The organism is Sporosarcina sp. P13, assembly GCF_002743055.1.
Lineage (GTDB): Bacteria > Bacillota > Bacilli > Bacillales_A > Planococcaceae > Sporosarcina.
Genome location: NZ_PDYM01000030.1, coordinates 18711 through 39699, shown reverse-complemented (window position 1 = coordinate 39699; position 20989 = coordinate 18711). Strand labels below are relative to the sequence as shown.

At 43.4% G+C, this 20989-nt stretch carries 17 protein-coding genes and 1 riboswitch; of the genes, 3 read left to right on the top strand and 14 right to left on the bottom strand.

Features of this window, described 5'->3' with window-relative positions; translation table 11 throughout:
- Positions 1-1274 precede the first annotated feature (1274 nt).
- The gene (locus CSV79_RS12560) at positions 1275-1703 is read left to right on the top strand and encodes a HEAT repeat domain-containing protein (RefSeq protein ID WP_099689407.1); all 429 of its coding nucleotides are present in this window, start codon (positions 1275-1277) and stop codon (positions 1701-1703) included.
- A gap of 492 nt (positions 1704-2195) precedes the next feature.
- Here CSV79_RS12560 and CSV79_RS17325 read toward each other — a convergent pair whose 3' ends face one another.
- From CSV79_RS17325 to mce, 7 genes are all read right to left on the bottom strand, one after another.
- Entirely contained in the window at positions 2196-2321 is a 126-nt protein-coding gene (locus tag CSV79_RS17325) for a hypothetical protein (protein ID WP_255407446.1), read from the bottom strand.
- A 528-nt stretch (positions 2322-2849) separates the two neighbouring features.
- Positions 2850-3797, bottom strand: a complete 948-nt coding sequence (rnz, locus tag CSV79_RS12555; protein WP_099689406.1) for a ribonuclease Z — start codon at positions 3795-3797, stop codon at positions 2850-2852.
- Positions 3798-3814: 17 nt separating this feature from the next.
- The gene (locus CSV79_RS12550; RefSeq protein WP_099689405.1) at positions 3815-4996 is read right to left on the bottom strand and encodes a DNA polymerase IV; all 1182 of its coding nucleotides are present in this window, start codon (positions 4994-4996) and stop codon (positions 3815-3817) included.
- 119 nt (positions 4997-5115) lie between these two features.
- Positions 5116-5580, bottom strand: coding sequence for a chemotaxis protein CheW (locus CSV79_RS12545; protein ID WP_099689404.1), 465 nt, complete (start codon positions 5578-5580; stop codon positions 5116-5118).
- 33 nt (positions 5581-5613) lie between these two features.
- Positions 5614-6738, bottom strand: coding sequence for a M20/M25/M40 family metallo-hydrolase (locus CSV79_RS12540; protein ID WP_099689403.1), 1125 nt, complete (start codon positions 6736-6738; stop codon positions 5614-5616).
- Between the two features lie 18 nt (positions 6739-6756).
- A complete protein-coding gene (locus CSV79_RS12535) occupies positions 6757-8304 on the bottom strand; it encodes an acyl-CoA carboxylase subunit beta (RefSeq protein WP_099689402.1) in 1548 nt (515 codons plus the stop codon).
- 3 nt (positions 8305-8307) lie between these two features.
- Positions 8308-8715 (bottom strand): methylmalonyl-CoA epimerase, encoded by a 408-nt coding sequence (gene mce / locus CSV79_RS12530; RefSeq protein ID WP_099689401.1) that lies wholly within the window; start codon positions 8713-8715, stop codon positions 8308-8310.
- Positions 8716-8843: 128 nt separating this feature from the next.
- Between mce and prli42 the strand changes: the two genes are divergently transcribed.
- Positions 8844-8939: a stressosome-associated protein Prli42 gene (gene prli42 / locus CSV79_RS16860; protein ID WP_158232540.1), complete on the top strand. Its 96-nt coding sequence runs from the start codon at positions 8844-8846 to the stop codon at positions 8937-8939.
- Positions 8940-9325: 386 nt separating this feature from the next.
- On the opposite strand, the gene CSV79_RS12525 is transcribed toward prli42, so the two are convergent.
- The 6 genes from CSV79_RS12525 to CSV79_RS12500 all read right to left on the bottom strand — a co-directional run bounded on the left by CSV79_RS12525 (position 9326) and on the right by CSV79_RS12500 (position 17152).
- Positions 9326-9766: a BrxA/BrxB family bacilliredoxin gene (locus CSV79_RS12525; RefSeq protein ID WP_099689400.1), complete on the bottom strand. Its 441-nt coding sequence runs from the start codon at positions 9764-9766 to the stop codon at positions 9326-9328.
- Between the two features lie 84 nt (positions 9767-9850).
- On the bottom strand, positions 9851-10900 hold the full coding sequence (gene meaB, locus CSV79_RS12520) for a methylmalonyl Co-A mutase-associated GTPase MeaB (protein ID WP_099689411.1): 1050 nt from the start codon (positions 10898-10900) through the stop codon (positions 9851-9853).
- Between the two features lie 32 nt (positions 10901-10932).
- A complete protein-coding gene (gene scpA, locus CSV79_RS12515; protein WP_099689399.1) occupies positions 10933-13089 on the bottom strand; it encodes a methylmalonyl-CoA mutase in 2157 nt (718 codons plus the stop codon).
- A complete protein-coding gene (locus tag CSV79_RS12510) occupies positions 13082-14755 on the bottom strand; it encodes a methylmalonyl-CoA mutase family protein (RefSeq protein ID WP_158232539.1) in 1674 nt (557 codons plus the stop codon). The genes scpA and CSV79_RS12510 overlap by 8 nt, the downstream gene beginning before the upstream one ends.
- 541 nt (positions 14756-15296) lie before the next feature.
- Positions 15297-15827: a peptide-methionine (S)-S-oxide reductase MsrA gene (msrA, locus tag CSV79_RS12505; protein WP_255407445.1), complete on the bottom strand. Its 531-nt coding sequence runs from the start codon at positions 15825-15827 to the stop codon at positions 15297-15299.
- 53 nt (positions 15828-15880) lie between these two features.
- Positions 15881-17152, bottom strand: coding sequence for an MFS transporter (locus CSV79_RS12500; RefSeq protein WP_099689396.1), 1272 nt, complete (start codon positions 17150-17152; stop codon positions 15881-15883).
- Positions 17153-17282: 130 nt separating this feature from the next.
- Positions 17283-17373, bottom strand: a riboswitch (SAM riboswitch).
- Between the two features lie 164 nt (positions 17374-17537).
- Here CSV79_RS12500 and CSV79_RS12495 point away from each other — a divergent pair.
- On the top strand, positions 17538-19595 hold the full coding sequence (locus tag CSV79_RS12495) for a molybdopterin-containing oxidoreductase family protein (protein ID WP_099689395.1): 2058 nt from the start codon (positions 17538-17540) through the stop codon (positions 19593-19595).
- A 53-nt stretch (positions 19596-19648) separates the two neighbouring features.
- Here the strand turns inward: CSV79_RS12495 and CSV79_RS12490 are convergent, their stop codons facing one another.
- Positions 19649-20986: a dihydrolipoamide acetyltransferase family protein gene (locus CSV79_RS12490; RefSeq protein ID WP_099689394.1), complete on the bottom strand. Its 1338-nt coding sequence runs from the start codon at positions 20984-20986 to the stop codon at positions 19649-19651.
- Positions 20987-20989 lie beyond the last annotated feature (3 nt).

Here is a 20989-nt window from a genome sequence, read left to right as displayed (position 1 = left end):
GGCGGGCGGTGAACCACACTCCTCGCTTCGCTCGCTAGGTGTTTCACCTGTCCCGCTGATCCTCCCGGAGTCGCCGGCTTCCGCTCCGATCAACTAAGTGACTACGAATAAATCATGTAACGCAATCGCGCCCGATTGTTGAAGATGGTTATTGAACTAAACGCACTCGTTAGCTTTATTTTGACTAACCATTCACCAAATGCTCTTTATTAAGCGTAGCAGCATTCTCGGTATAAACATTAAGATGTTCCAGGCCACTTCAGATAAGATTGTTTCCCTAAGTTCAATTAGGATTTCTTTAAAAAAGCCTTTCTTTCTTTCTTTTTTCTTTTTCATCTTCTAACTCCAAATAACTCAATATTTATTTAAATTATAATACCATTCATTTGCTAAGTGTTAATCGATTATCTGGCCCATTTGCTTAACATCCACTATTTCTCACTTCACTCAATAATAGCATTTTACCTTTCCAATAACCTCCATAATATTCAAATTCTTTCGCTATGATTTATGATCTTTTCTTTTAGTTCATCCCCTATAGAAAGTCTCTTTGTTATAGCTTTCACTTTATAAATTTTCACCACTACGATATGCAGCACTGGCAACAGCAGGGCGACCGAAGCCAGCAGACAATCCCCCATATGCCGAAGCATGATAGAAAGCTGACCCTCTCTAGCTACAATACCAAGGGATTTAGAAAGTTCTAGACACTTCAATACATTTCTGTATATAGAGAAGTAATTCGTCATTGTACTCACTTCGGCGCTGGCGGATGGCTCCCACAATAAGCCAGATAGGAAGTACGCCTATCCGTCTTATTGCTACGCCTACCGCTTGTAAGGCGCTTTCGTTTGATATGGAAAGGTAAGTATCATAGTACTTTAAAGTCTAAAAGTGAATTTTACTATGTAACAAAACCTACTAAAACTATTCTGTACTCAAAAAGCGGAGGCACAACTGCGGGGTCGGCCGAAGCTAGGAGACAACTAGCGCGCACTCCGCTTGTTGGCTCCTGGCGGGAGGCAATCCCCCACGTGCCGCAGCGATGATAGCAAGCTGACCCTCTCCAGCTACAATACCAGTAGAAAATCGAATGACGATACGACATTACCTAATTGCTTAGAACGGGAATTCATACTTCTTTAGTTTTGTTTTCTACTTTCTCTATATATCCTCACCAGCGATTCATCGCTATTTTCACCCAGACAACGTATAATAAGAAAAGCAGAAGAAGAATCCATTTTTTCTTTAGTATAAAAAAGAGGTGCAATTACTTGAAACAGTTTGAAACAGCATTACCAGAGCAGTATGAAACATTAAAAAAACAGGCCAATTATACGTCTAGCTGGCGAGAGCGTTTAGAAGCCGTCAAAATATTATCTGCTTATCAACATGACAAAGTCATAGATTTATTAAAAAATCGTATGCAGCATGATACTGTCCATCAGGTACAATTAGCGGCCTATGAAGCACTTGTGGCGTTTGGCGAGGACGTAGAGAAGCCATCACCTGCACGTTTTGATATTATCAAAAACACAAACAAGATCTTCCTTCGCGTGAAAAAGAGCTTGCCGAAGGACCATACTGTGGCAGACTTTGCGGATAAACTAAAACGTATGCGTCTAGATGTCTTTGATGCGTATGAAGGCGACAAAGGTGTAGAATTTATGAACTGGTTAGAGGAACGTTGGGCAAAACTGTAATCAGTAGTTTTGCAATTTATGAAGCATAGTCATTCCCTCCACTTGTGCAGGGAATGGCTTTTTTTGCGCGAACTTCGCTAGCTACAATACCAAGGGATTTAGTAAGTTCTAGACACTTCAATCCGCTTCTGTATGTAGCGAAGTGATTCTTCATTGTACTCACTTCGGCGCTGGCGGATGGCTCCCGCAATGAGCCAGAAAGGCGCCTTCGTTTTTTAAGTAGCATTATTTGCCTAGTACATTGAAGTCGAAAAGTGATATTCGGTAAGTTCCAAAGCGCACCAAAACTACCTTGTACTCAAAAAGCGTAGGCACAACTGCGGGGTCGGCCGAAGCCAGGAGACAACTAGCGAGCCCTTTGCTAGTTGGCTCCTGGCGGGAGGCAATCCCCCACGTGCCGAAGCAGTGATAGGAAGCTGATCCTCTCTAACTACAATAACAGTAGAAAATCGAATGACGATACAACATTATCTTTAAAGTCTAGTAAGGTATTCAGTAACTTCTAGACACTTCAATTTGCTTATGTATGTAGCGAAATGATTCATCACTGTACTCACTTCGGCGCTGGCGGATGGCTCCCGCAATGAGCCAGAAAGGAAGACCGCCTCTCTGTCTCATTGCTCCGCCTACCGCTTGTAAGGCGCCTTCGTTTTTTAAGTAGCATTATTTGCCTAGTACATTGAAGTCGAAAAGTGATATTCGGTAAGTTCCAAAGCGCACCAAAACTACTTTGTACTCAAAAAGCGTAGGCACAACTGCGGGGTCGGCCGAAGCCATGAGACAACTAGCGAGCCCTTTGCTAGTTGGCTCATGGCGGGAGGCAATCCCCCACGTGCCGCAGCGGTGATAGAAAGCTGACCTGTACTAATTTTAGTATCGAAAAAAAGTCGAGCTACGACACAACACAAGCTGGTTTTACCATATACAGAACCCTACCAAACTACCTTGTACTCACTAGCGAAGGCACAACTGCGGGGTCAGCCGAAGCCATGAGACAACTAGCGCGCCCTTTGCTAGTTGGCTCATGGCGGGAGGCAATCCCCCACGTGCCGCAGCGGTTACAGAAAGCTGCCCTTTACCAACTTCAGTACCGGAAAAAAATCGAGCAACGACACAAAAAAAGACCGCCCAATATATTGGACAGCCCTACAGCTTCTTCACACAACTCAACTCACCATGCTTCCACTGAAACCGCATGAAATCCTCCGCAACAGACAACGCAGAGAAAACCGCTGCACCTTCCGCATGAAAATCCACCATCTCACTCGGCATAAAACGCGAACTAATATGATTCACAATCAAATGCTTAACACACGCTTCCTTCGCAACAGTAGCCGCATCCACCACCGTCGAATGCCCAAACTCTCTCGCACCCTCCGCATACGCCTGCGTAAACGTCGCCTCATGAATCAACACATCCGCATGATGAGCCAACTCCACAGACGCCTCACAATAAGACGTATCGCCAATCACCGTTAGAATAAAGCCCGCTTTACGCTCCGTTGTGACGTCCTTACTATACACCATCTGCCCATTATCAAGCTCTACGTCCTGTCCATCCTTTAACTTCTGCAGTAAAGGACCTTTCGGAACACCTTGCTCAATCGCCTTGTCTATCAACAACGTACCCGGTAATTCTTTCTGCTCGATCCGGAAGCCATAGCTTTTGATTACATGTTGCACTTCTTTCGCATAGACTTTGAATTCATCAGTTTCAAGAAGTAGACCATCTGTTATTTCATGCACGTTTAGCTTATATGGCAAATAAGTACCAGTCACTTGATATGTGTGATGTAACCACTCTTTTAAGCCGGCGGGTCCGTAAATATCCACTGGTTCGTCGCCCCCTAGAAACGCACGGGAACTAAGAAAGCCAGGCAAGCCGAAGATATGATCACCGTGTAAATGTGTGATGAAAATCTTCGTGATTTTTTTCGGTTTAATGGCGCTGTACAATAGCTGGTGTTGCGTCGCTTCTCCGCAGTCAAACAGCCAGTTTTCTCTATTTTCATCTGTTAAATCAAGGACGAGTGCCGACGTGTTGCGTTGTTTCGAAGGCATGCCTGCCCCTGTACCTAAAAATTCTATATCCATTGAGTAGCTCCTTTCGTTTACTCTGACCACCCTTTTTTAATGACACCGTCGCCAAAACGCTTGGTGAGACTCGATACAAGTTGGTCTACTTGATGTTCTTTTTCTTGTTGTTCAAAATTATCGAATGTCAATTGCTCAACCATTTCGTGGCGCTCCAAGACATTCGCTACTGTGACGCCTAGCAAACGAATCGGCTCATGATTCCAATGGCGTTCAAAAAGTTCTAACGCGATAGACGTTATATCTTCTGCAAGATAGACCGCTTGATGAACGGTTCGACTTCGCGTCGTATGTTGCCAGTCTGCATAGCGAATTTGAATGCTAATGGTGATGCCGGCTAAAGACTTAGCCGCTAAGCGGGCCGCCACTTTATTTGCTAACCGTTCAAAGATCGGAATACATTCGTCTAGTTCCGTTAAATCGATGGGCAACGTCGTGGAACTGCCGATACTTTTACGTTCCTCCGCACTTTCAGGATCTACAGGGCGTTGATCGATTCCATTGGCACGTTGCTGGAGACGCAAGCCGTTTTTTCCTAGCAATCCTTCTAGTTTGATCTTTTCAGCAACGGCTAATTCACCGATTGTGTGAATACCCGCGCTATGTAATTTCTCTTCTGTTCGCTTACCAATGCCGTGCATGTCAATGACTGGTAATGGCCAAAGAACATTTGCAACTTGCCGCTTACGTAAAATCGTAATGCCCATTGGCTTTTTCATGTCTGACGCGGTTTTTGCTAAAAACTTATTCGGTGCGATACCGATCGAACACGGTAGATCTAGTTCTTGTAAAATTCGCTGCTGGATTTCTTCAGCGAGTTCATAGGCACGCGTCAGTCCGCCGATTTCTGTCGTATCAATATACGCTTCATCAATAGAAACGGGTTCGACCCATTCCGTATAACTGCGCAAAATCTCAAAGACCGCATCAGACATTTGTCGGTACAGCTCGTGACGTGGGGGGACTATCGTTAATTGTGGGCACAGTCGTTTGGCTTCTCCTACTGTCATCGTCGTATACACCCCGAACGCCCTTGCCTCGTACGAACATGTCACCAAAATCCCTCTTCGTTCTTTCGGATTACCCGCGACCGCCAGTGGAATCCCTTTTAGTTTTGGATTAGCCGCTTGTTCAACGGATGCAAAAAAGCTATTCATATCTAGATGCATGATGACTCGTGGATTGAATTGATCCGTCATGTCGACACCTATCTTTCATGATTGTCTCTAGTGTACATCGATTTCGCTCCAAGCAACAGGAAAAAGCGGCAAACTAGCTACAGTTTGCCACTTTTTTTATACTATACAGTACCATTCACTTACGAAGTTTGCCTTTGTTCGCTGACATACGCAGAGATTTCATCCATCCCCGCCAGCGTCGTTGCTAAAACCTCTGGATCAATAACGGTAATCAATCGATCTTCCAAATTCGCTACTGTCGTGAAATAAGGTGTCTTACAATATGCTTTTAAAGCGGTCGAAGTCAATCGATCTTCAGGTAACTCCAAGATTTCTTTTGCATCTAACACCAATAAGCCGATTTCAATCTGCTCTGTCAGTAAGACGACAATATGCGTTTCCGCGTCTTTTGCGGTTGGTTTATGATAAAGAATTTGACTTAAATCCAATATCGGCACCAATTCGCCACGCGACTTCATTAAACCTAATAAATACGGTGGTAAATGTGGAATTGGTGTAATGTATTCAAGTTTTTCAATGGAGACAACTGATTCTATAGGTAGTGCATATTCTTCATTACCCGTTCGTACGATAACAGCTTGCATACTGGCACCTTCTTTCCAAACAGTACATTTTGTTTAGTTTGCTTGATTACCAACCAAATCAACAATTTCAAGTAGTAATTCCGTAAGTTTATTCAACTCTTCAATCGGCATACGCTCGTTTTTCGTATGAATTTCTTCATAGCCTACAGACAATGTCACGGTCGGCACACCCATGCCATTAAAGACATTTCCATCACTTCCGCCACCACTCGTCATCGTCTGCGGCTCGCGTCCGACATTACGAATCGCCTGCATCGCTACTTGTACGACTTCTTCATCGTCAGATAAATTAAATCCAGGATACATCAATTGCGTCGTCGTTTCAGCACGGCCGCCTAGTGTCTGGCTCGTTGTACTGAACTTTTCTGTCATCAAATTAATTTGATGCTGCATCTTATCGGGATTGATCGAACGTACTTCAGATAAAATGAACGCTTCTTCGCAAACGATATTCGTTGCTCTTCCGCCTTCAAATCGTCCAATATTCGCTGTCGTTTCCTCGTCAATGCGACCTAGCCCCATGCCTGCAATCGATTTGGCTGCAAGTGTAATCGCAGAAATCCCTTTTTCCGGTGCGACACCTGCATGCGCCGTTTTCCCGTAAATCGTCGTCCATAGTTTAGATTGGTAAGGAGCAGCTGTCACAATGCCACCCACTTTCCCGTCACTGTCGATTGCGAAACCGTATTTCGCTTTCAACAATTTTGGATCCATCGCTTTCGCACCGACTAGGCCACTTTCTTCCCCAGCCGTAATAATGAATTGAATCGGACCATGCTCGTTGCCCGTTTCTTGAAGAACTTTCGCCATTTCAAGAAGCGCTGCGATTCCTGCTTTGTCGTCGGCTCCTAAAATCGTCGTGCCGTCACTATACACATAGCCATCCTCTTTTACGACCGGCTGGATTTGCTGGCCAGGTACCACTGTATCCATATGACATGTGAAATAAATCGGATCGGCATCTAGTGAACCTGCTAAATTAGCAATCAAGTTCCCCGCACCATGTCCTGTTTTTTCACTCGTGTCATCTTCAGTCACTTCAAAACCGAGTGCTTTCAATTTCTTCGTTAGCACATCCGCAATTTGGCGTTCGTTTTTTGTTTCAGAATCAATTTGTACTAACTCTAAAAACTCATCTAGTAGACGCGTTTCATTCAATGGTAAAGACTCCCTTACTTATAGAGGTATATTGCCGTGCTTTTTCTTCGGACGATCTTCTTGCTTATTGCGCATCATTTCAAGCGCTTGCAATAACTTAATACGTGTTTCACGTGGATCAATGACATCGTCGATCATGCCGTGTGAAGCTGCAACATATGGATTCGCAAATTTTTCACGGTATTCTTCGATTTTCGCAGCACGTGTGGCTTCCGGATCTTCACTGCTCGCGATATCACGCGCAAAGATAATGTTCGCTGCACCTTCCGCACCCATAACCGCTACTTCCGCATTTGGCCAAGCGTATACAACGTCTGCGCCAATTGCCTTCGAGTTCAAGGCAACATATGCGCCACCGAATGCCTTACGCAAGATCAATGTGATTTTTGGAACAGTTGCTTCAGAGTATGCATACAAAATTTTCGCACCATGACGAATAATTCCACCGTGCTCTTGTTTAACACCTGGGAAGAAACCAGTCACGTCTTCAAATGTGATGATTGGAATATTAAATGAATCACATGTGCGGATGAAACGTGCAATCTTATCGGAAGAGTCGATATCGAGTCCACCAGCCATAACTTTTGGCTGATTACACACGAATCCAACCGTTTCACCTTTCATGCGTGCATAGCCAACAACCGTATTTTTTGCAAATTCAGGTTGGATTTCAAAGAACGAACCTTCGTCTACTACATGATCAAGTACTTTACGTACATCATACGGACGAATTGTTTCGAATGGTACAACATCAGCTAAATCTGCGCGATAATCATCTTGCTCTTCATATGGCTGCATCGGTGTTTTTTCTGTATTATTTTGCGGCAAGTACGTTAATAGATCACGAACTTTTTCTAGTACAACTTCTTCATTTTCTCCACGTAGATGCGCGTTACCGCTAATCGTATTATGAACTTTCGCTCCACCCAAACCTTCAGATGAAATTTTTTCCCCTGTTACCGTTTCGATAACTTTCGGTCCTGTAATGAACATCTGGCTCGTTTTATCCGTCATAATAACGAAGTCTGTAATTGCTGGAGAATACACTGCTCCACCTGCACATGGCCCTAAAATAACAGAGATTTGTGGAATAACACCTGAATAAATTGCGTTGCGGTAGAAAATTTCTCCATAGCCATCAAGTGATAGTACACCTTCTTGAATACGTGCACCGCCTGAATCGTTTAAGCCGATGAATGGCGCACCATTTTTAGCCGCTAGATCCATCACGTTAGCGATTTTCATTGCATGCATTTCACCAAGTGCTCCACCGAATACTGTGAAATCTTGGGAGAATAAATAAATTGGACGGCCGTGAATTTTTCCGTACCCAGTAACAACCCCATCACCAGGTCCTTCTAGTTTGTCCATGCCGAAATCACGCGTACGGTGAACAACGAAAGGATTTAATTCTACGAAAGAACCTTCGTCAAGCAATAATTCGATACGTTCGCGAGCTGTCAATTTCCCTTTTTCGTGTTGCTTCATAATACGCTCGTCGCCGCCACCCAACTCGATTTCGCGTTTCTTGTCATATAGTTCATTAATTTTATCGTAAATATTCATCTATTATTCCCCCTTAGTCTTTTCACATAATTCATACAGCACACCATACGATGATTTCGGATGTAAGAACGCAACTTCCGCTCCACCTGCACCCGGTTTTGGTTCATCAGATAGTAGCTGAACCCCTTTTTCATTCAATTCTTGCATTCTAGTTCGAATATCAGAGACACCAAACGCGATATGGTGAACGCCTTCTCCACGTTTCTCAATAAATTTAGCGATTGGACTAGTTTCTGAAGTCGGCTCTAATAATTCGATTTTCACGTTATGTGCATCGATAAAAGCCACTTTCACGCCTTGACTAGCTACTTCTTCGATCGCCATGACTTCAAGACCAAGTGTATGTATGTAGTAGTCTAACGATTGTTCCATATTTTTAACCGCAATCCCAATATGATCTACTTTGTTCATATGTTATGTCCCCTTTGATTACTGATATATGAGAATCTCTTACACGGAACAACCATTCTAGTTGTGAAAATCCTTAATTCTGTTAAAATAAAGCCATACCTATTCCAACGTGTAAGGAGTTATATTCCATGAGTAATAAAAAATTCCAAAAAACTATCGTCTATTTAATGATCGTCGCCATGGTTGCGTCTACTCTTTTGATGGGTCTAAGCGTATTCTTTTAATTAGGTAAGGACCGTTCGCATGAAGTGCATGCGAACGGTTTTTTTGTTTGGTTTTAAACATAAAGATAAAGGCAAAAAACGCCTTTATTTTTACGCCTTCCAACGCCTGTCGAGCCTAGACGGCGTCTTCCGCTTTTGGTTTCATCTAGCTACAGACGCCAGGCTCTCGGGACGTTTCGAACTTTCCAAAAAGGCAAAGAGCGCCTTTGTGGAAAGTCCTCCAACGCCTGTCGAGCCTAGACGGCGTCTTCCGCTTTTGGTTTCATCTAGCTACGGACGCCAGGCTCTCGGGACGTTTCAGTCGTAAAGATAAAGGCAAAAAACGCCTTTATTTTTACGCCTTCCAACGCCTGTCGAGCCTAAGCGGCGTCTTCCGCTTTTGTTAATTACATTTCCTCACAGTGCTCTTCAAACTGCTCTTGAAGATTGACAACTACTGACATTGGGTCATGTCCTTCGATTTCATAGCGTCCTACTTCGCCGATTAGTTTACCGTCTTTTAGTAGAGCGAATGATGGAGAGGATGGTATATGGTCTTCTCCGAAGTGCATGCGTGCTTGTGCTGTAGCTTCTTTGTCTTGTCCAGCGAATACTGTGACTAGGTGGTCTGGGCGCTTGTCGTAGTGTACCGCGTGTGCAGCTGCTGGGCGTGCGATTCCTCCAGCACATCCACATACGGAGTTAATCATTACTAAAGTCGTTCCAGGACGTTTGAATGCTGCTTCTACATCTTCAACTGTTTGTAGTTGCTCGTAGCCGCTCGCTTCCATTTCTGCTCTTGCTTGGTTTGTCATATCGTTCATGTAAAAATCAAAATTCATCGTCATTTTACAGGATCTCCCTTCCTATTACCTATAATTGTGATGACCTCTTCCGCCACCCTCCTCAATCATAGCATAAACCTGTGCAAATCAAGAAGAAAACAATCGTTCAATTGCACTAGAAACCGTTACATGACCTTCTAGTAACTCTTCTTCTAACGCTTTCACTTCTGTTTTCTTGCCTTCTTCAGCGTAAAATGAATCAATTAAATGATCTTTAATCATCGAATGGAACCAATCTCTCGTTTGGTGCTGTCGTCTGATTTCCCAATGGTTACTCTCTTTCATCGCTTGCTTAAATTCTAGAATCGTCTCCCACACTTCTTCTAAACCTGTCCGTTCAATAGAAGAAACGGGTTTCGCTGTGGACGTCCAATTGGGCGAAGCGGGCTGTAGCATATGCAAAATCCGTGTATATTCTCTCACGGTCTTTTTCACCAGTGGCTTGTTGTTGCCGTCATTTTTATGCACAACAATACCATCCGTCAGCTCCATAATTCCTTTTTTCATACCTTGTAGTTCGTCCCCAGCACCTGTAAGCACTAGTAGTAAGAAATAATCGACCATGCCACGCACAATCGTTTCTCCTTGTCCTACCCCTACTGTTTCAATCAGAATGACATCATAGCCAGCTGCCTCACAAAGCAACATCGTTTCACGTGTCTTTTTGTGCACGCCACCGAGAGTTCCGGCAGACGGAGAAGGACGGATGAATGCATTTTCATGCCGCGCCAACTCCTCCATACGTGTTTTATCTCCTAAAATACTACCGCCTGTCAGCGTTGAGCTTGGGTCGATTGCAAGAACCGCCACTTTAAAGCCCATGTCAGCTAACATCAGACCGAATGCTTCGATAAATGTACTTTTCCCCGCACCCGGCACGCCTGTAATACCGATTCGAATACAATTACCCGTCTTAGGCAAGAGGCTTGTTAAAATCTCTTGTCCGACCTTTTTATCACTTTGTTTCGTACTTTCAAGCAACGTAATACCTCTTGCTAGATGAAGACGTGAACCGTTTTCTATTTCCGCGCGTAAAGCATCTACATTTCCGTGCGATGGATCTTTTTTAACAAAGCGTTTACGTGAAGAGGCAACAAATCCATCGTGTGTGGATTTAATCCCGCGCATCACATGCATTGCTGAATCATCTCGTCCGTTTTGTTTGTTTGTCAATCCGCCACTTCCTCATAGCCTAACTGTTGGTAGATTTCCTCGATCACTTTTTGAGCTGCTACTGGAATCACTGTACCAGGTCCGAAGATTGCCGCTGCTCCATTTTTACGTAAGAAATCATAGTCCTGCGCAGGAATAACTCCACCTACTACGACGAGAATATCTTCTCGCCCGATTTTCTTCAACTCTTCACGCAATGTAGGTACTAATGTTTTATGCCCCGCAGCGAGTGAACTAACACCGATTACGTGCACGTCATTTTCTGCTGCTTGGAGCGCTGTTTCTTCAGGTGTTTGGAATAATGGTCCGATATCCACGTCGAAGCCTAGATCGGCGAACGATGACGCGATAACTTTCGCTCCACGGTCATGTCCGTCCTGACCCATTTTCGCGATCAAAATACGTGGACGACGCCCTTCATTTTCAAGGAATTCATCTGTCATATCTTTTACTTCTTGAATTTCTTCTTCATTGGAGAAGTTTGCACTATATACACCACTCACTGAACGGATCACCGCCTTATGTCTACCTGAAACGGATTCAATCGCATCTGAAATTTCACCGATCGTCGCACGTGCTCTCGCTGCATCTACTGCTAGCGCTAGTAAGTTTCCTTCGCCGTCTTTAGCTGATTGTGTAATCGCCGCAAGTGCTGCTTGGACCACTTCTTCATCCCGTTTTGCTTTCATATCGTTAATCCGGTCAATTTGCTTTTGACGTACTAATGTATTGTCGATATCTAAAATATCAATTGCATCTTCCGTATCGAGTCGGTATTTATTCACACCGACAATTGTTTCTGCACGTGAATCAATTTTCGCTTGGCGTTTTGCCGCTGCTTCTTCAATCTTCATCTTCGGTAGGCCCGTTTCAATTGCTTCCGCCATGCCGCCTAATGATTCGATTTCGGCAATTAACTCCCATGCTTTTTCCATCAATTCCTCTGTTAGCTTCTCTACATAATACGAGCCGCCCCAAGGATCAATTACTTTCGTCATCATCGTCTCTTCTTGTAAGAACAATTGCGTGTTACGTGCAATACGCGCAGAGAAGTCTGTTGGCAAGGCAATCGCTTCATCCAAAGCATTTGTATGCAATGACTGCGTGTGGCCCATGGAAGCCGCGTTTGCTTCGACTAATGTACGTGTAACATTATTAAATGGATCTTGCTCCGTCAAACTCCAACCAGATGTTTGAGAGTGTGTACGCAACGCAAGAGTCTTCGAGTTTTTCGGATCAAATGACTGCATCATCTGTGCCCATATTTTACGAGCCGCGCGCATTTTTGCGATTTCCATATAATAGTTCATACCGATTGCCCAGAAGAATGATAGACGAGGCGCAAAGGAGTCAATATCAATTCCCGCTTGCAAACCTGTGCGTACATACTCTAGTCCATCTGCTAACGTATACGCCAGTTCAATATCAGCTGTCGCGCCCGCTTCTTGCATATGGTAACCCGAAATAGAAATCGAGTTGAATTTCGGCATATTTTGCGATGTATACGAGAAGATATCCGCAATAATGCGCATCGACATCGCCGGTGGGAATATATACGTATTCCGTACCATATATTCTTTCAAGATATCATTCTGAATCGTTCCCGATAGTTTTTCTGTAGGCACACCTTGCTCTTCAGCCGCTACGATATAAAACGCCATAATCGGCAAGACTGCACCGTTCATCGTCATGGAAACAGACATTTGATCAAGAGGAATCCCGTCAAATAGAATTTTCATATCTTCAATCGAATCAATCGCTACACCCGCTTTTCCGACGTCTCCTGTTACACGTGGGTGATCGGAATCGTAGCCACGATGCGTCGCCAAGTCGAATGCAACCGATAATCCTTTCTGACCCATCGCCAAGTTCCGGCGATAAAACGCGTTACTTTCTTCCGCAGTAGAGAATCCAGCATATTGACGAACCGTCCACGGACGCGCCACATACATCGTCGGGTACGGACCGCGCGTATTCGGTGCGATTCCAGGAAAATCAGATAAATGCTCTGTGTTTTCAATATCTTTCGCTGTATAGACCGGTGAAACATCGATCCCTTCATTCGTCGCGAAGACTGCTTTCTCTTGCGCTTGTTGCGATAACTCGTTCAGCGTTTGTTGTATATCAACTTTTTTAAAATCGGGTTTAGTCAACTAGATGGCCCCCTATCGTAATGTTGGCAATGTCCTGTAATTTTGCTATTTTATCCTGACCAGCGAACATAAAGCCATTTAGCCCATTAGCAAGCCATTGATTGGAAAGTTCTTTCGGGTATTTCCCCGCTACATCCAGTACAACATCTCCTGCATATTCTGTTAAGAAGTTTGTTACGACTTCTTCCGTAGCGGCTGCAGAAGCACAGATCACCGCATAGTGTGGCTGTTGTTCCTCGATCCAACCGAGCGCTTGATCGATAGTGTCGAAAGAAGGGCTCCACTGTGCGTCAATGCCACCAACAGCTAGGAATCCACTAACGAAGTCTGCACGCGGTTTATAGTCTTTTAGTGCACCAAAGTTTAGTAGTACTGTTTTTGGTAACTGTTCTTGCGTGCGTGAGCGAAGATTTTCGAATGGTTCAGCTAATCGCTTTGAAACAGTTACTGAAGATGCTTCTGCTAAGTTCGTGTCGATTAATTCTGCATAGACATTCGTACCGATCAGCGTCTTTTTCCCGCTAGCCAGTTCTTTCTGACGTTCAGCGTGTAATTTGCTAAGTTCACCCGATTGTAAGTATGACTGATAGCCACCATTTTCTTCGATTGCTAAGAACTTCTCCCAAGCCTTGCTAATTAATTCTGCAGTTAACGTTTCGATAAAGTATGAACCACCTGCAGGATCAAGTACTTGATCGATATGTGTTTCTTCTTTTAATACGAGTTGAATATTGCGTGCATAGCGAATAGAGCTCGCTGAAGTGCCAGTTAACACATCATGCGGCAACACCGTTAACCAGTCCGCTCCCCCAAGTACCGCAGCAAACGCGGAGTTCCCGCCACGTAATAAGTTGACATAAGGATCAAGTTTCGAATACGAGCGTAAAGAAGTGATTGCAAGCAATGGTACTTGTTTTGCGTTTTCCACGCCATATGCTTCGTTAAATAACTTCCATAACACACGGAATGCACGGAATTTCGCGATTTCCATAAAGAAATGTGTGTCTGAAGCAAAACGAACATAAAAGCCTTTCGCAAACTCTTCAAATGAAGACGCTTTTTCTGCTAGGTCAGCAGCGATCGCAAGTGACAACGCAAGTTCAGTGACCGCATCCGCCCCTTCATGATGAGCCGTCCATAGGTCTGCACCTTTTGTTTTGACGTTCGGCAAATCATCCGGTAAGACCTTACTTTCGCTAATACAAATCCCCGTAACATCTGCACGTTTCGCATCTTCAATAAATGAAAAGGCTTGCAAAATCGGATCTTCTTTTTTCACTTCTGTAAAAAGAAGTGGGTATTCTGTAAGGATTTCTGCCAACTGACTTAGCGCTTGCTCACTCCAAGAAATTGGGTGTAAACCGTTATACGCAACGGCTTCATTGCCACGCGCCAATGATTCTTTCAGCTGAACAATGAACTCTTCTCCCGTTGTCGCGCTTACAGGTTGTGCAACCGTCCAGCCAAATGCTGGCTTCGTCACACGTGAAATCTTTTGTTGATCTAGATCCTCTTTTGTATATAAAGGCTTCAATTCAATTCCCTCTGCGGTCTTCGTAAACAATGATTCAAATGGCTTTCCTTTCAATGACTGAATGGCAGTGTCTTTCCATTCATCATAGTTCGGCGCCGTAAATGTGAATGATTTCATATTATGTATAGGCATAATGGTGTTGCTTCCCCCTTTTTGACCATCAATACTTCTAGTGTACCGTAGTGTGGCAAATGAAGAAAGAGGAAAAAGATAAGATGTCATATAATTTTCATATAAATCTAATAAAAGTCTTCAGCTTTAAAAAGATAGTTGCAAATTAAGTGAAAAAGAATTAGTGAGAGATACGTTTTCCAGTAAAGGGATTTATTTGAATCTACCCTCTGAAGACATTATTACCTGTCATGAAGTAGTTCGACATAAAAAACAGAATATCCGGCTGTTTTTTCTTACCGCACTTCTTTCTCATGGATGTATCCACTTTGAGCACCACTCTTTCAACCAGTATGAATTTTTCTATACTATATGTAAGTAAGAATAGGATCGTACGATAAACATCTACTAGAATCGGATTGACGAAAGAAGAATGCCGAGCGAATATAAAAAAGGAAGTCCCTCGATAGATTATATCAAGGGACTTCCTAAGTAAATTTCTTAAAAAAGCAAATCATTCTGCTAGTCATTTAAAAACTTTTTACACACAACCTACCCAACATTACTTCCAGTGAGTAGCAATGAATTCGTCACGGCCAGAACGGGCACGGTTATCTTTGTAATGTTCTTTTTCTTTTTCGTAATAATCTTGATGATACTCTTCGGCCCGATAAAACGTTTCTGCTGGACGGATGGCTGTGACGATAGGTTTTGAGAAAATTCCACTTGCAGCAAGTTTCGCTTTAGACTGTTCAGCAATTTCTCGTTGCTCATCCGTGTAATGGAAAATCGCGGTCGTATACGAAGAGCCGCGGTCGTGAAATTGACCTTCCGCATCTGTCGGATCAATTTGTTGCCAAAATACATCGAGCAACTGTTCATATGAAAAAGCAGCCGGGTCATATGTGATTTCAACGACTTCTACGTGGCCCGAGTCGCCTTTTTTCACATCTTCATACGTCGGATTTTCAAGATGTCCACCCATATAGCCCGACACAACATCTTGAATGCCCGTCCATTCTTTAAATGGTTTTACCATACACCAGAAACAACCACCTGCAAATGCTGCTTTTTCAAACGTGTTTTTAGTCACTAGTAACATCACCTTTCATTTGATTCTAATAATTGCACCGCTCTGCTACGTTGTCAATCAGCACTCGTTACACTATCACTATATGAAGTGACTGGAATCGCTTGCTCCCGCATCGTATCCTCTTCCGGTACCCGTATGAATTTAACAATCACTGCACTAACTACATATAAGAAACTGAAAATCCAAACAACCCCCTCAGCTCCTACAGTACCAATGAATGCCAAAGCAATCGCGGGTGCTACGAACGTAGACAAACCGGCAGAGAAGTTTAAGACAGACATCGCCGCGCCCTTTTCTTCACCCGCGACAGATGGTACAAGCGCACCAATCGGAACGAAACCAGCTATTAAACCACCCCAAATGAATCCAACAATGCTTGTCATCAATAGATTGCCATTGGTCAAGACTGGTACGTAAAACAATAGCGGTGTGAAAATAGCACAACCGATTCCACCAAACCAAATAATCGTTTGCTTCCAACCGAATTTATCTCCAACAAAACCGAACACTAAATTAAAGATGATGTTTCCTAAGAAAAATGTACCCCATAATTGCAACCAAGCAGTCGTTTCAATGCCATGCTGTGCCATATGAATCGGCAAAAATACTGGAAATCCATAGACACTTAAACTATTGATCACGCGTACAACCCCACCTGCTGCAACTCGTGGATTGGATTTTAAAATCGTGATCCCTTTTAATAATTCTTGCACCGCTTCGCGTTTGTTAGCGACTTTTTTCTTTGCGAATTTATCTTTATTGAGCACCAAAGCAAAGAACGTACCGAGACATACCCAGAAAATAGATGTCCACAATGTATTAATGTAACCGAGGTGTTGGATTGCGTAACTTGAATACCAAGCCCCTAGAACCATCATTCCCGCACAAAACGCAAACCAGAACCAACCAACAGCCGAACTCAATTTATTTTGTGGTGTTTTATAAATAATCCAAGTTAAAAAAGAATAAGCGAACAAAGGATATCCAAAACCTTTAATAAAATAAGTTAGTAGCATCACTGGATAATTCATCGTTGGAAAGCCGAACATGATAAAACCGGCTGTACCAATAATATACACGGATAATCCAATCATCATCGTACGTTTAGGGCCATATACATCTGAACAAACACCTGAAAACCAAGAAGCAAGAGCTATCGATATTCCATACACGGTGAAAATTGCGGCAGACTGTTGAATCGTCAACCCGCTATCAATTAAGAATGGACTGAGCCAGCCGGCTTCTATTCCGTCTCCCATCATGAAAAGCATTACACCGAAAAAGCCCCATCCTAAATTTTTTGTAATGCCAAATCTCTCTAACATACCACTCTCTCCATTTCTGCTTACTTTTCTGCTTAGATTTATTCTCATTTAACAAAAAAACCCTTTCCCAAGGACGGAAAGAGTTTTTGACATACATTCATATCTCAAGTGGAATATAAATGTTGAACCCTTTCTATCTTTCAAGCAAAGCTTGCTGGATTTGGCACAATTATGTTGCCGAGATTTCATAGGGCCAGTCCCTCCATCTCTCTTGATAGAAAAAATACTATGTAGTTAAATGAATATACGTAAAATTCGAAGCAATGAGTTTACAATATAGAGTTATTGAGTCGAAGTCAAGTACTTATCTGAAACTTCTAAAATAAATATTTACAGTATGGTATAATAAACAGCATAAATCGACAAAGATAAAAGGGGTTTTGATATGCAATCTTATTTGGAGATAGAAAATGGTGTCGTTCCTTCCGTCTGTTCACTTGACTGTCCAGATCAATGTGGGTTACTTCTTCATAAACGTGATGGGAAAATCGTGAAAATAGAAGGAGATCCTGAACATCCTGTTACAAAAGGAAGTATTTGTAATAAAGTTCGCCATATGTCCGAACGAATTTACGATCAAAACCGGATTACAACACCTTTGAAACGCGTCGGGCAAAAAGGCGATGGAAAGTTTGTTCCAATCAGCTGGACAGAAGCCATTGAAACGATCACGGACCATTGGAAAACATTAATTTCAGAAGTAGGACCGGAATCCATTCTCCCTTATAGCTTCTATGCAAATATGGGGAAGTTAAGTTCAAAAGGAATGGATCGTCGTTTCTTCAACCGCCTCGGATCAAGTCAACTTGACCGAACGATTTGTTCAGTCGCCGGCGAGGTTGGGTACAACTACACAATGGGCGGGCGCTATGGCACAGATCCAGAAGAGATGACTGAAACCAAATTATTTATCCTGTGGGGCATTAATGCCGTCAGCACCAATATGCACCAAATGATGATTGCACAAAAAGCTAGAAAAAATGGAGCGAAAATTGTCGTCATTGACGTTCATAAAAATCAGACCGGACGCATGGCTGATTGGTTCATTCCTATTATTCCTGGTACTGACGGAGCGCTTGCATTGGGTATTATGCATATTCTGTATGAAGAAAACATGGTCAATCAGTCGTTTCTAGAAGACTATACGATAGGCTATGAGGCATTGCAGGATCATGTAAAGAACTACACTCCTCAAATGGTTTCTACCATTACGGGTATACCAGTGGAAGATATCTATTCGTTAGCTCGGATGTATGGAACTACTTCCCCTTCCATGATCCGGATTGGAAATGGTCCGCAGCATCATGATAATGGTGGAATGATTGTCCGAACCATTGCCTGCTTGCCGGCATTGACAGGCCAATGGGAAGTAACAGGAGGAGGTGCCCTTAAATCAAATGCAGATTATTTGACGCATAATATAGCTGCACTTGAACATCCAAATCTTCTGAAACAGCCACCACGGCGATTTAATATGAATCGATTAGGCGATGCGCTACTAGAAGAAAAAGAACCCATTCGTTCATTGTATGTCTACAACAGCAACCCGGCATTAGTCGCACCCGATGCGAATAAAGTGCGCGAAGGATTAGCGCGTACGGATTTATTTATGGTTGTCCATGATTTATTTTTAACAGATACAGCTAAATTTGCGGACATTGTGCTGCCGGCCACATCTGCATTTGAAAACACGGACTTCTATACGTCATTCTGGCATCACTACATTCATATACAGGAGCCCGTCATTCCTCCTTTTGAGGACAGCAAATCCAATCCTGATGTCTTCAGACTGCTAGCACAAGGCATGGGGTTTGAAGAGCCATCCTTTAGAGACGATGATCAGGAAATGATGAAGCAAGCACTAAGTAATCTTACCAATCCTCATTTATCCGAAGTTACTTATGAATCGTTAAAGGAGAAGCGCTTCATGAAAGCAAGCGGCACGAACACTATTTTACACAACTTACAAACACCTAGCGGTAAGATTGAACTCTATTCCAAGCAGATGGAGTTGGATGGCTATCCAGCGCTTCCAACGTATATCCCAATCATTCAGGATTCCGATTATCCATTACTGTATGTACCTACAGCTAATCATAATTTTTTGAACACAATCTTTTCGAATAATGAAAAGCATATCAAAATGGAAAAAGAACCTAAGTTATTTATGAATCTGCATGATGCAGAACTTCGGGGAATTGAAGACAAAGATCTTGTCCGTATTTGGAACGATCGCGGGGAATGTGAAATGACTGTTTCAGTTGGTGAACACGTCCTTCCCGGTGTTGTCGTGAGTCTAGGACTGTGGGCAGATCAGACGGGTGAAAAACGTCTTGTCAACGCGTTAACGCCCAATCGGGTAGCTGATATGGGCGGCGGTGCTACTTTTTTCTCGGGCCGCGTTGAAGTGAGCGTTTCGCATTCCAACGATGAAGAGTCCTAAAATAAACATAAACATAAAAACCTTCAGCGGAAGCGCTGAAGGTTTTTATGTATTTAGTATAACGATGTAGTTTCTTTAGACATATTCTCTAGCAATTCTTTCACACGCGCTAGGAAACGCCCACAGACCAAACCATCCAAGACACGATGATCAAGCGACAAGCAAAGGTTGACGATGTCGCGAACAGCAACCATACCGTTATTCATAACGACTGGACGCTTGACGATCGTTTCGACTTGCAAAATCGCAGCTTGTGGGTAGTTGATGATACCCATGGACTGCACAGAGCCAAACGAACCCGTATTGTTGACAGTGAACGTGCCCCCTTGCATATCTTTCGCCTGGAGTTTTCCATTGCGTACTTTACCCGCTAATTCGTGAATATCACGAGCAAGTGCTTTGATTGTTTTTTCATCTGTTTGTCGAATGACTGGAACATATAACGCGTCCTCGGTCGCAACGGCAATCGAAATATTGACGTCTTTTTTCATGACAATCGTATCACCCGCCCACATCGAATTGACTGCAGGGAATTCTTTCAACGCTTGAGAAACAGCCTTGATGAAGAAGGCGAAGTACGTTAAATTAAATCCTTCTTTTTGTTTGAAGTCTTCTTTTACACCGTCACGCAGTGCGACAAGATCCGTTACGTCAACTTCGACCATTGTCCACGCATGTGGCGCTTCGGTTACGGAACGCACCATGTTTTTCGCGATGGCACGACGGATACTTGTGACTGGAATTTCGATGTCGCCATTTTCCAACTGCACATTCGGCGTAACGTTTTGTTCGAATCCGGACTTTTCGGTATCGAATTCTGCGATTTCCGTCTGTACTTGCGGATGTTCTTTAGCAGTTCCAGCTGATTCCGTCGGTTGTTGCGAGGAGGCGGTTGGACTCTCAATGAACGCTAGAATATCTTTACGGGTAATTCTGCCTTCACGGCCCGTACCTGCAACGTTTGCCAAGTCAATGTCGTTTTCCTGCGCTAGTTTTAAGACAGCGGGAGAGTATCTACCTGCTGCTTTACCGCTAGTTTTTGGTGTTGCTGACGCTTGTACTGGCGGTGCTTTTTTCACTGGCGCTTGTTCTTGCTGAACAGGTGGCTGCTCTTCCTGTCGTTCAGAGACCACTGTAGGCGCAGCTTCTCCCTCTACTTCAATCAGACAAACCGTTTCGCCTACTTCAATCGTTTCACCTTCTTTAGCAACGATTTCCGTAATCGTTCCGGCAAAAGAAGAAGGTACTTCGGCAGATACTTTATCTGTTGTCACTTCAGCTAATGCGTCATATTTAGCGACCGTATCGCCTGGTTTGACTAGCCATTTTTCAATGATTCCTTCGGTTACACTTTCGCCTAGTTTTGGCATAGTGATTTTTTCGATGCCCATTAT

Bases quoted from the DNA above. Each gene is read 5' to 3' on its own strand.
- CSV79_RS17325 (WP_255407446.1), bottom strand. From the start codon at position 2,321: ATGAGACAGAGAGGCGGTCTTCCTTTCTGGCTCATTGCGGGAGCCATC.
- rnz (WP_099689406.1), bottom strand. From the start codon at position 3,797: ATGGATATAGAATTTTTAGGTACAGGGGCAGGCATGCCTTCGAAACAA.
- CSV79_RS12550 (WP_099689405.1), bottom strand. From the start codon at position 4,996: ATGACGGATCAATTCAATCCACGAGTCATCATGCATCTAGATATGAAT.
- CSV79_RS12545 (WP_099689404.1), bottom strand. From the start codon at position 5,580: ATGCAAGCTGTTATCGTACGAACGGGTAATGAAGAATATGCACTACCT.
- CSV79_RS12535 (WP_099689402.1), bottom strand. From the start codon at position 8,304: ATGAATATTTACGATAAAATTAATGAACTATATGACAAGAAACGCGAA.
- mce (WP_099689401.1), bottom strand. From the start codon at position 8,715: ATGAACAAAGTAGATCATATTGGGATTGCGGTTAAAAATATGGAACAA.
- prli42 (WP_158232540.1), top strand. From the start codon at position 8,844: ATGAGTAATAAAAAATTCCAAAAAACTATCGTCTATTTAATGATCGTC.
- CSV79_RS12525 (WP_099689400.1), bottom strand. From the start codon at position 9,766: ATGACGATGAATTTTGATTTTTACATGAACGATATGACAAACCAAGCA.
- meaB (WP_099689411.1), bottom strand. From the start codon at position 10,900: ATGCATGTGATGCGCGGGATTAAATCCACACACGATGGATTTGTTGCC.
- CSV79_RS12510 (WP_158232539.1), bottom strand. From the start codon at position 14,755: ATGCCTATACATAATATGAAATCATTCACATTTACGGCGCCGAACTAT.
- CSV79_RS12500 (WP_099689396.1), bottom strand. From the start codon at position 17,152: ATGTTAGAGAGATTTGGCATTACAAAAAATTTAGGATGGGGCTTTTTC.
- CSV79_RS12495 (WP_099689395.1), top strand. From the start codon at position 17,538: ATGCAATCTTATTTGGAGATAGAAAATGGTGTCGTTCCTTCCGTCTGT.
- CSV79_RS12490 (WP_099689394.1), bottom strand. From the start codon at position 20,986: ATGGGCATCGAAAAAATCACTATGCCAAAACTAGGCGAAAGTGTAACC.